Raw genomic sequence first — 11,322 nt, 5'->3', positions numbered from 1 at the left:
GGAGTGCGGATGGCAGAGCGAGCCCGCCGACGTGTGACAGCAGGGCTCAGCCGGGGCAGGGGCGGATCGCCGAACGTGAGCGCGGCACAGGGGCGAGCCCCGCCGGCTCACATCCGGAAGACGCCGTACGGCTTCGGCTCGGCGAGTGGGGCGTTGGCGCAGGTGGAGAGGGCCAGGCCGAGGACGGTCCGGGTGTCCAGCGGGTCGATCACGCCGTCGTCCCACAGTCGGGCGGTCGCGTAGTAGGCGTTGCCCTGGCGTTCGTACTGCTCCCGGACGGGCCGCTTGAACTGGTCCTCCGCATCGGCGGACCACTCCTCGCCCTGCCCCTCCAGCTGGTCCCGGCGCACGGTGGCCAGGACGGAGGCCGCCTGCTCGCCACCCATGACCGAGATCTTCGCCCCGGGCCACATCCACAGGAAGCGAGGTGAGTACGCCCGCCCGCACATCGAGTAGTTGCCGGCCCCGTACGAGCCGCCGATCACCACCGTCAGCTTGGGCACCCGGGTGCAGGCGACGGCTGTCACCATCTTGGCGCCGTGCTTGGCGATGCCGCCCGCCTCGTACTGCCGTCCGACCATGAAGCCGGTGATGTTCTGCAGGAAGAGCAGCGGAATGCCGCGCTGATCGCACAACTCGATGAAGTGGGCGCCCTTCTGGGCGGACTCGGCGAACAGCACGCCGTTGTTGGCGACGATGCCGACCGGGTGTCCGTGGATCCTGGCGAAGCCGGTGACCAGCGTCGCGCCGTACTCCGCCTTGAACTCGGCGAACCGGGAGCCGTCGACCAGGCGGGCGATCACCTCGCGGACGTCGTACGGCGTGCGCGGGTCGACGGGTACCGCCCCGTACAACCCCGCCGGGTCGACCGCAGGAGGCTCGGCCGGGGAGAGCGGCCACGGCGTGGCCGTACGCGGTCCGAGCCCGGAGACGATCGTGCGGACGATCGACAACGCGTGCGCGTCGTCCTCGGCGAGGTGGTCCGTCACGCCCGAGATGCGGGAGTGCAGGTCGCCGCCGCCCAGCTCCTCCGCCGTGACGACCTCGCCGGTGGCGGCCTTCACCAGCGGTGGGCCGCCCAGGAAGATGGTGCCCTGGTTACGGACGATCACCGCCTGGTCGCTCATGGCCGGGACGTAGGCGCCGCCGGCCGTGCACGAGCCGAGTACCGCCGCGATCTGCGGGATCCCGGCGGCGGACAGCCGCGCCTGGTTGTAGAAGATCCGCCCGAAGTGGTCGCGGTCGGGGAAGACCTCGTCCTGCATCGGGAGGAAGGCGCCACCCGAGTCCACCAGGTAGAGGCAGGGCAGCCGGTTCTCCAGCGCCACCTCCTGCGCCCGGAGGTGCTTCTTGACGGTCATGGGGTAGTACGTGCCGCCCTTGACGGTGGCGTCGTTCGCGACCACCACGACCTCTCGGCCGGCCACCCGCCCGATACCGGCGATCACGCCGGCCGCCGGTGCCGCGCCGGCGTAGAGGCCGTCGGCCGCCAGCGGGCTGAGCTCCAGGAAGGGGGAGGACGGGTCGAGCAGGGTGTCCACCCGTTCGCGCGGCAGCAGCTTGCCGCGCGAGGTGTGCCGGGCCCGGGCCTTGGCGCCGCCACCCAGCGCGGCGGCCGCGAGCTTCTCCCGAAGCTCCGCGACCAGCGCCTGGTGTGCGGCGGTGTTCGCGCGGTACGCGGCCGTGCCGGGGTCGGCCGCGCTCTCCAGCCGGGGCGCGGGTGCGGCAGCGGCGGCGCCGGTCTGTGCGACCGGGTCGTCGGCCGGATCGGCGAACGAGCCGCCGAGCGAGCCGCTGAACGGGCCACCGGAAGAGTGGCCGGACGAACCCGCCGTCGGACCGGTTATCGGCCTGACGGTCGGTCCAACGAATGAGGGGGCCATCTCAAGAGCTCCCTTGCCCTCGGAGCCATCCGGGTAGGCGGACAGGTAGGTCCGCACCCAAGTTAGTGAGCGTTAACTCTCGCGCTCAGGTTAACGCTCGATAACCCGACTGTCTACGATGTGCATCATGTCGAACGACCAAGCTGTCTCCGCGATCCCACGCCGCGACCAGATCCGGAAGGAGGCGGCCCGGCTGTTCGCGGCCCGGGGCTTCCTGGGAGTAGGGGTGGACGAGATCGGCAAGGCCGTCGGTATAAGCGGACCCGGCCTCTACCGGCACTTCCCGGGCAAGGACGCGATGCTGGCGGACCTGCTGGTCGGCATCAGCGAGCGCCTGCTGGAGGAGGGGCGACGCCGGGTCGGCGACGCCGGTAGCGCGGCCGGTGCGCTCGACGCGCTGATCGGCGGGCACGTCGAGTTCGCGCTCGACGACCAGGATCTGATCATCCTGCACGACCGGGAGCTGCTACATCTCAAGGAGGAGGACCGTCGTCATGTGCGACGGCTCCAGCGCCGCTACGTGGAGCTGTGGGTCGAGGTCGTCCGTGAGGCCTTCCCGGCTCTGGCGACGCCTGAGGCGGCTCCGTTCGCCCGGGCCTCGGTGCACGCGGTCTTCGGGCTGATCAACTCGACCCCGCACAGTGCCGCTCCACAGCCGACCGCCGGCGACAAGGGCGGGCTGCCGCGCGACGCCATGGCCTCGTTGTTGCACGGCCTGGCACAGGGCGCGTTCACGGCCGCAGCGGCGACTGCCACTGCCACTGCCACTGCTCCCGGCTCCGCTGCCCCCGCTGCCCCTTCGTCCTCGGACTCCGTCAGCTCGGCCTCCGACTGATCCCAGGGTCGCGGGGTCGCGCGGTCGCGCGGTTGCGGGACTGCGGGGCTGCGGCCGGGGGAGTAGGTCCAAGGGGGTAAGCGGCCCGGCCCATGGTCCGGTGCGGAATACCAGCCCGACGAGTCAGGCTGGTCGGGTCGGGAAGCCGGCTCGGTCGTGTGCCGTTCGAGTCTGTGGCACGCCCGTCGAATCACGATGGACGACAACTCGACAGAATGGTTAGTATCCCTAAATATGCCTGAGACTCACGTATCCACTGCGGAGCTTTCCCGTGGTGGCAACGCCCCCAGCGACCCTTCCGGCCTCGCCTCGGCATCCCGGCCGGCGACGACCGCCCCCGCGCCGAGTCCCACGCGCGGCCCAGGAGCGGCTGCGCCCTCGGGAGCGGGTACGCGCCCGGGAGCGGGTCCGACGTCGGAGCGCGGGTGGCTGAGTCGGCTCGCGGGCTACTGCTGGCGGTACCGAAGAAACGTTCTACTCTCCTTCGGCGCCTCACTCGTCGGCATGGCGATCACTGCGATCGTCCCGCTGATCACCAAATTGATCATCGATGACGTCATCACCACCCACACGCGCCCGCTCACACCGTGGGCCGTGGCGCTCCTGCTGGCTGCCGCTCTCGTCTTCCTCTGCACCCAGATCCGCCGTTACTACGGCGGGCAGCTGGCACTGGACGTCCAGCAGGACATGCGCACCGACCTCTTCCGGTCACTGACCCGCCTGGACGGCGCCCGCCAGGACAGTCTGGACACCGGCCAGGTGGTCGGACGCGCCACCTCCGACCTGCAGTTGATCAACGGGCTGCTGTCGATGCTCCCGATGATGACCGGCAACTTCCTGATGTTCGGCATGTCGGCCCTGGTAATGCTCTGGCTGTCGCCCCCGCTGACCCTGGTCGCCCTGGTCATGGGCCCCGCCCTCTGGTGGGTCGCGACACTCAGCCGCAAGCGGCTGTTCCCAGCGACCTGGGCAGCTCAGCAGGAGGCCGCAGTCGTGGCGGGCGTGGTGGACGGCGCCGTCGGCGGGGTCCGGGTGGTCAAGGGCTTCGGCCAGGAGGCACAGGAGCGCGCCAAACTCGAACAAGCCTCGCGCAACCTGTACGGCTCGCGGCTCCGTTCGATCCGGCTCAACAGCCGCTACACCCCCGCCATGCAGGCGATCCCCGCGCTCGGACAGGTCGCAGTGCTCGCGCTCGGCGGTTGGCTTGCGGTGCGCGGGGACGTGTCGCTCGGCACCTTCGTGGCCTTCTCCACCTACGTGGCACAGCTGACCGGCCCGGTGCGGATGCTCACCATGCTGATCACGGTCGGCCAGCAGGCCAGGGCCGGAGTCGAGCGGGTACTCGAGCTCGTCGACCAGGAGCCGCTGGTACGGGAACGCACCGACGCGATCGACCTCGCCGCCACCACCGCCACCACCGCTTCCCCGGCTGAAGCCGCCACCACCGCCACCACCGCTTCCCCGGCTGAAGCCGCCACCGCTTCTTCGGTAGGCGTGGACATCCCGGCGCTCGAGTTCGACGGCGTCGACTTCCGGTACGAGAGCGCTGCGGACGGGCATGGACTCGTCCTGGAAGGGCTGAGCCTGTCGCTCGCCGAGGGAGAGACGCTGGCGCTGGTCGGCGGTTCGGGCTCGGGCAAGTCGACGGTCGCGCAGCTCGTCCCCAGGTTCTACGACCCGGTGGCCGGCAGAGTCCGGGCGTACGGCCACGACCTGCGCGATCTGACGCTCGACTCGCTGCGCGCGGCCGTCGGCATCGTCCCGGAGGACAGTTTCCTCTTCTCCGAGACCGTCAGCACCAACATCGCCTACGGGCGGCCGGACGCGACCGAGGAGCAGATCCACGCCGCCGCCCGGGCGGCGCAGGCCGACGGCTTCATCCGCGACCTCCCGGACGGCTACCGGACCAAGGTCGGCGAGCAGGGCCTGACGCTCTCCGGCGGCCAGCGCCAGCGCATCGCCCTCGCCCGGGCGATTCTCAGCGACCCCCGGATCCTGCTGCTCGACGACGCGACCTCCGCCGTGGACCCGCAGGTGGAGGCGGAGATCCACGAGGCGCTGCGCAGCGTGATGGCCGGCCGGACCACTCTCCTCATCGCGCACCGGCGTTCCACACTCCAGCTGGCCGACCGGATCGCCGTACTGGAGCGCGGCCGGTTGATCGACATCGGCACACACGAGGAGCTCGAGGCCCGATGCCCGCAGTACCGGGCGCTGATCACCGACCCTGACGCGGGCATCCGGCAACCGGCCCGGACCGCCGCCCCCGGGCTCGAACTCGAGCCCGCCCCGGCGCCCGTCCCCACGGCCCCGTCGGCCCCCGAGGCCAAGGCCGCCGCCCCGGACCTGCTCGCCAAGGTGGCGGCCCTCCCGGCGGCCACCGACACCCCGGACATCCCGCTCGCCGACGCGGAAGCGGGCGATCCGGACTTCAGCCTCCGCCGGCTGCTGACCCCGTTCCGCCGCCCGCTGCTGCTGGCTCTGCTCCTGCTCGCGCTCGACGCGGCGGCCGGCCTCGCGATACCGGTGCTGATCCGGCACGGCATCGACGACGGTGTCAGCAAGGCGGCGTTCTCGGGTGTGGCCGTCGCCGCGCTGGCCGCGCTCGTCGTGGTCGCGCTCGACTGGCTGGTCCAGAGCGCCGAGACCCGGGTGAGCGGTCGGACCGGTGAGCGCGTGCTCTACACGCTGCGCCTGAAGATCTTCGCCCACCTGAACCGCCTCGGTCTGGACTACTACGAGCGCGAGCTCTCGGGCCGGATCATGACCCGGATGACCACCGACGTCGACTCGATCTCCAGCTTCCTGCAGACCGGCGTGGTCACCGCGGTGGTCAGTCTGCTGACCTTCGTCGGGATCTTCGGGGCGCTGCTGGTGATCGACGCGGGGTTGGCACTGGTGGTGTTCGCGGTGCTGCCGCTGCTGGTCGTCGCCACGCTGGTGTTCCGCCGGAAGTCGACCACCCAGTACCAGATCTCCCGCGACCTGATCAGTACGGTCAACGCCGACCTGCAGGAGAACGTGGCGGGCATGCGGATCGTCCAGGCGTTCCGCCGCCAGGACATCAACACCGCCCGGTTCGTCGCCCGTGGCGTCGAGTACCGCGACGCCCGCGTCCGGGCGCAGCTCTACATATCGATGTACTTCCCGTTCGTGCAGTTCCTCTCCAGCGTGGCTGCCGCGCTGGTGCTGATCGTGGGTGCCTCCCGGGTGGACTCGGGCACGCTCACCATCGGCGCGCTGGTCGCCTACCTGCTCTACATCGACCTCTTCTTCGCCCCGGTCAACCAGCTCTCGCAGATCTTCGACGGCTACCAGCAGGCTTCCGTCGGCCTCGGGCGGATCCGTGAGCTGCTGCGCACGCCGACCAGCACGCCGGACACGGACGACCCGGTGAAGGTGGAGCGGCTGCGCGGCGAGGTCCGGTTCGAGAACGTCAGCTTCGCCTACAACGGTGGCGGCGAGGGGAACCCGGAGGTGCTGTCCGGGATCGACCTGCACATACCACAGGGCCAGACCGTCGCCCTGGTCGGCGAGACCGGCGCGGGCAAGTCCACGCTGGTCAAGCTGGTCGCCCGGTTCTACGACGCCACCGGCGGTACCGTCCGCATCGACGGCACCGACATCACCCGCTACGGCCTCGCCGAGTACCGGCACCGGCTCGGGGTCGTCCCGCAGGAGGCGTACCTGTTCGCCGGCACCGTGCGTGACGCGATCGCGTACGGACGTCCGACGGCCACCGACGCCGAGGTCGAGGCGGCGGCCCGGGCGGTGGGGGCGCACGAGATGATCGTCCGCCTGTCCGGCGGCTACCGGCACGAGGTCACCAGCCGGGGGCGGAACCTTTCTGCCGGGCAGCGCCAGCTCATCGCCCTGGCCCGCGCCGAGCTGGTCGACCCGGATCTGCTGCTCCTGGACGAGGCCACCGCCGCGCTCGACCTGGCGACGGAAGCCGCCGTCAACCACGCGGCGGACCGGCTGGCCGGCGGCCGGACGACCCTGGTCATCGCCCACCGCCTCACCACGGCACAGCGGGCCGACCGGGTCGTGGTCCTGGACCACGGCCGGGTGGTGGAGGACGGCCGGCACGACGAACTGCTGGCGCGCGGCGGAGCGTACGCCAGGCTCTGGCAGGCGTTCATCGCCGACCGCCACGCCGAGCCCGACCCGGTGCGCGGCTGAGACTCTGCCCATCAGGATCGGGTATCCCAGGGGACGGCGCGAAGCGGGAGGGGACGAGCCGCACTCTCCCGCTTCGCGCCGTCCCCTGCGCCCCACCGGCTACCCGGCGGAGCCGCTACGCGGCGATGAGCGAGGCCAGCAAGGCCGACGCGTCGATCCCGCGCGGCAGGTCGCTCACCTGGCCGTCGCCGACCTCGACCACCCGCCAGCCCTGGCCGTCGGCGCGTTGGGCGAGGTCGGTGGTGATGAACCGGCAGCCCAGCGTCCGTACCAGGGGGCTGATCTCCGCCAACTCCGGCTCGGGGTCGGCGTCGGGGTGGTCGGGGTGCGGGCCGACGAGGACGGGCTCACCGTCGACCCACCACACCCGGGACTCGACCGCCCGCCCGTCCTCGTCCCGCACGAACTCCTCGAACCGGCGCAACACCACACCCCCGGTCATGAACTCGCCCTGAAGCTCGACGAACCGACTCACCACCCGGGTCAGGGCGGGCAGATCACCCAGCTCGGGTACGTAACAGGCCTCGGCCCACTCGTGTTTACGGGACTTCACGTAGTCCTTCACGATCGCGGGGCCCTGCCCGCCCAGCACGCGCGCGCCCGCCGCCAGGGCGCCGGCGTCCGGCGCGTCCCCCGGGATCCAACTACCGGGAATCCAGGCGCTCGGTGGGGTCGCTCCCTCGAACACGGCGTACCAGCCCGGGAGTTCGTGCGCGTTCGCGTACGAGGACGGCGTTGTCAGCAGCGTGCAGCCGCGCGTGGCGAGCGCCTCGGCGAGCGCGCCGTACGCGGGCACCGGAATCATCCAGCCCCGGTACCAGAGCGGCCCACTCCCGTGCGGCACGCGCCGGACCGCCCGGGCGGTGTCGCCGGCCAGCAGCGCGTCATGGTCCACCAGGGCGTACTCGCCACCCAACTCGTTGATCTGCTGCGCCTCCCAGACGTAGTGCGGGTCGGGCCGGCGGGGTGCGAGCGGATCTGTCGGCAGCAGGATCACGGGTGCGGGCATGAGGCCAGCCTAGGACGAGGGGCCGGCCCGACGGCGCGAACAACGCGGTGGTGCGACAACGACGAGTTCTGCCGGGGTCGGCCGGTGCGTACTCCGACGGAACTCGGCCAGGTCGGGCTTTCGCGCGTAATCGTCAACTTGTCGGGGAACAGTGATGTCGGGCCGACGCTTCGTCATCCTTCGCCGGATCAGCCGCGCGACCCGGGGATCTACGGCTCCGACTGCCAATCGTGCAGGTCGAGTTCACGGTCGTGCAGGGCGTCGGGATTCATCAGCGCGGACAGCTGGGCGCCCGCGAGCCGGTCGGCGCTCAGCCCGGTCGCTCTCACGAGCAGGTCGGTCGGCACGGAGACCGCGATGGCGGCCCGCCAGGACGGCAGTACGACCAGACTGGTACCTCGGCCCACCCGTACGACCCGGGCGGGCACGCGGCGCGGATGTCTGTCCTCCGGCTGGGCCGGCGGTTCCGAGTAGGTCGGCGAGGCGCCGATCAGGATGCCCATCGGGGTCTGCGACGGCGGCGGGGGAACCGGCTGTCGAGCGCCTGGCTGCGTGGGCAGCGGCTCCGGTGGGGTCGCTGGGGCAGACGGGGCAGACGGGGCAGGTGGGTCGGTGGGGGTCGCTTCGGTTCGAGGGTGCAGGCGGCTCAGCCGACGGGAGGGCGTCGGACGCCGCACCGGTCTTGGCTGCTGCGAGTCGTGCGCCGGTCTACCCGGTGGCTTGAGGGCTCCGGCCCGGCCCTGCTCGTTCACCCGGCCCTGCTCGTCCGCCCAGCTCCGGCCGTCCCCTCGTCCGGGGCCGTCCACCCACCTTTGGTCATCGGCCGGGACGTTGACCCCGGCTCGCTGCAGCAGCCGCCTGACCTCCGCCGTGGACTGGTGGGACGCCGCAGCCAGCTCGGAGATGTCCGCCCCACGCTCGTACGCCGCGCGCAGCCTTGCGGCGAGCGCGGTGAGCAGGTTCGCCGCAGTGGCCGCCTCGACGTCCAACCCGCCACGGTCGGCCGACGACGGCTCCCTGGAGGAGTCGTCGAACGCGGTCTGGTCGAGCGAGGTCATCGGTGCGGGCCCTCCGAGATGTTTGTTCGGATGATCCTCCCGTACTAGTGCGCGATGGGCCAAGGGGTGAGTGCGGGATGACAGAGCGTCGTGATCGCCACCTGGCGGGCAAATGCCCATGGCGTGAAAGGGTCGTTCGTGCCGGACCGTCGATGGCGGCCGTGACTCAAGCCTGACGAGCCCATGGGGCTGCCTTTGCCAAGCACGGGTCGGGCACGCTCCGACCACCGCTTCGGCCGAGGCCCGGACCCGGCCGGACCTGACAGCGGCTCCTGCTGCACGTCTCGAAAAGCCGCCCACCTCCGCCGGACCGTTCCTTACCGAGGAGGCCCCCGGAGGACGATCGGCTCCCTGGCCGAGCGGGGATAACGTGAGCAGCCGAATACCCGTCAGGAGGCAGCTGCCGATGGCTCAGATCCAGCCCCACCAGATGCTCCGCCGCCCGCGCCGTCTCGTTCCCGGCGACCGGGTGGCAGTGGTCGCCCCGAGTGGTCCCGCCGACCCCGACCGCCTGGCGGTCGGCACCAGCATCCTCCGCTCCTGGGGGCTGGACGTCGTACCGGGCAGTCACCTCCGTGACATCCACCCCGACCTCCGCTATCTCGCGGGCAGCGATGCCGCCCGCGCTGCGGACTTCCAGCGCGCCTGGCTCGACCCCTCCATCGCGGCCGTCATCTGCGCCAGAGGCGGCTACGGTGTCCAGCGCATGACCGAGCTGATCGACTGGGACGCACTCCGAGCCGGTCCGCCCAAGGTGCTGGTCGGGTTCAGCGACGCCACCGTGCTGCACGAGGCGGTCGCGCAGCGGCTCGGGGTGGCCACGCTGTACGGGCCGATGGCCACGACCACCTCCTTCGTCGCCGACGCGGGGACGGCCGATCACCTGCGCCGCACCCTCTTCGACCCGGCCGGCACCACCGTCCTGACCTCAGCCACGGCCACACCGCTGATACCCGGAACGGCCCACGGTCTCACCGCCGGCGGCTGCGCCTCCGTTCTGGCCGCCGACTGGGGCACGCCCACCGCCCGCGCCTCGTTCGCGGGGACGCTCCTCATACTGGAAGACACCAACGAACACCCCTACCAACTGGACCGGATCCTCACGCAGCTGCTCCGATCCGGCGCGCTCGACGGCGTGGCGGGCATCGTCCTCGGCTCCTGGAACGGGTGCGGCCGCCTGGAGCGGGTCCGTGACGTGATGTTCGAACGACTCTCCCCGCTCGGGGTGCCGGTCCTCTGGGAACTCGGCTTCGGCCATGGCCCCTCGACTCTCACCGTTCCCCTGGGGGTCCCCGCCACCCTCGACTCGACGGCCGGCGCGCTGACCTTGGACGTGCCGGCGCTCTGCGACGAAATGCCGCCTGCCGAATCCGGCGAGTCCTGAGTAGGGTGCGCCCCATGCATGCGGACGGACCCACCACCCACCACCCCGATACCGTCACCTCACCCGCGCCCCCATTCGCCGCCGAGCCGACCAGCGGACCGGGTGCACTGCTCACCCGGGCGGTCGAGCTGCTGCACGGCCGGGGAGCCGGCTCGGGACGGACCATCCTGGGCCTGACCGGCCCGCCGGGCGCCGGAAAGTCGACCCTCGCCCACTACTTGGTCACCGAGATCGACTGCCGGGAGGGCCCGGGCACCGCCGCCTACCTCCCGCTGGATGGCTTCCACTTCTCCAACACCCAGCTCGATCGCCTGGGCCTGCGCTCACGCAAGGGTGCCCCACCGAGTTTCGACGCCTGGGGTTACGTCGCCCTGCTGCGCCGAGTCGTGAACGAGCGCTTCCACGATGTCTACGCCCCGGATTTCGACCGCACACTCGACGAGCCGGTCGCCGCACGCCACGTCATCCGACCGCACACCCGCCTGGTGATCACCGAGGGCAACTACCTGGCGAACGCAGACGCCCCCTGGCCGGAGGCCCGCGGACTGCTGCGCGAACTCTGGTACGTGGACACCGAGGACGCCGTTCGCGAGGAGCGGCTGCTGCGGCGCCACACCATTGGAGGACAGGACGCGGCCACGGCACGGAGGCGCATCGCTTCGAACGACCACCTGAACGGCGAGTACGTGAAGTCGGCTCGGGCGGTGTGTACCCGGGTGGTCCGGGCCGGGGATTTGCCTGTGGCTGTGGATGGGCGTAGTGTTCACTAGTCGCTCGGCAGGGAGCACCGGACACGCATTCGCGCGGACGGTCCCGGGGCGGCCAATCCTCTGAACCACCACTTCGCTCTTCCCGTATTCGTACGGGCTGGTTGTTGTGCGCGTTTATATGGATTGCGGCTGGATTCGCTTTATGGAGCGGGGTTCGGCTAAAGTTTGGGACGTCGGAAAGCGCAGCACGGCGAATGAAAC

7 protein-coding genes are annotated in these 11,322 nt (G+C 71.2%); 4 read left to right on the top strand and 3 right to left on the bottom strand.

The features are described from left to right. Positions 1 to 107: 107 nt before the first annotated feature. Entirely contained in the window at positions 108 to 1,883 is a 1,776-nt protein-coding gene (locus tag P3T29_RS22220) for a carboxyl transferase domain-containing protein (protein WP_280718324.1), read from the bottom strand. Positions 1,884 to 2,010: 127 nt separating this feature from the next. Here P3T29_RS22220 and P3T29_RS22215 point away from each other — a divergent pair, with 127 nt between their 5' ends. Both P3T29_RS22215 and P3T29_RS22210 read left to right on the top strand, forming a co-directional pair. Beyond that, complete coding sequence (locus P3T29_RS22215; protein ID WP_280718323.1) at positions 2,011 to 2,718, top strand: TetR/AcrR family transcriptional regulator; 708 nt, start codon at positions 2,011 to 2,013, stop codon at positions 2,716 to 2,718. A 429-nt stretch (positions 2,719 to 3,147) separates the two neighbouring features. After that, positions 3,148 to 6,900, top strand: coding sequence for an ABC transporter ATP-binding protein (locus tag P3T29_RS22210; protein WP_280718391.1), 3,753 nt, complete (start codon positions 3,148 to 3,150; stop codon positions 6,898 to 6,900). A 115-nt stretch (positions 6,901 to 7,015) separates the two neighbouring features. Here the strand turns inward: P3T29_RS22210 and P3T29_RS22205 are convergent, their stop codons facing one another. Both P3T29_RS22205 and P3T29_RS22200 read right to left on the bottom strand, forming a co-directional pair. Next, entirely contained in the window at positions 7,016 to 7,909 is an 894-nt protein-coding gene (locus tag P3T29_RS22205) for an ATP-grasp domain-containing protein (RefSeq protein WP_280718322.1), read from the bottom strand. Positions 7,910 to 8,118: 209 nt separating this feature from the next. Then, positions 8,119 to 8,967, bottom strand: a complete 849-nt coding sequence (locus P3T29_RS22200) for a hypothetical protein (RefSeq protein WP_280718321.1) — start codon at positions 8,965 to 8,967, stop codon at positions 8,119 to 8,121. Positions 8,968 to 9,373: 406 nt separating this feature from the next. Here P3T29_RS22200 and P3T29_RS22195 point away from each other — a divergent pair, with 406 nt between their 5' ends. Together P3T29_RS22195 and P3T29_RS22190 are read left to right on the top strand one after the other, a co-directional pair. Beyond that, positions 9,374 to 10,351: an LD-carboxypeptidase gene (locus P3T29_RS22195; RefSeq protein WP_280718320.1), complete on the top strand. Its 978-nt coding sequence runs from the start codon at positions 9,374 to 9,376 to the stop codon at positions 10,349 to 10,351. A 14-nt stretch (positions 10,352 to 10,365) separates the two neighbouring features. Beyond that, positions 10,366 to 11,121, top strand: a complete 756-nt coding sequence (locus P3T29_RS22190) for a nucleoside/nucleotide kinase family protein (RefSeq protein ID WP_280718319.1) — start codon at positions 10,366 to 10,368, stop codon at positions 11,119 to 11,121. The last annotated feature ends 201 nt before the right edge of the window (positions 11,122 to 11,322 follow it).

Origin of the sequence: Kitasatospora sp. MAP5-34, from assembly GCF_029894335.1 — a bacterium.
GTDB lineage: Bacteria > Actinomycetota > Actinomycetes > Streptomycetales > Streptomycetaceae > Kitasatospora.
Note: the sequence above shows the minus strand (reverse complement) of the source record. Positions and strands in the feature narration are given on the sequence as shown.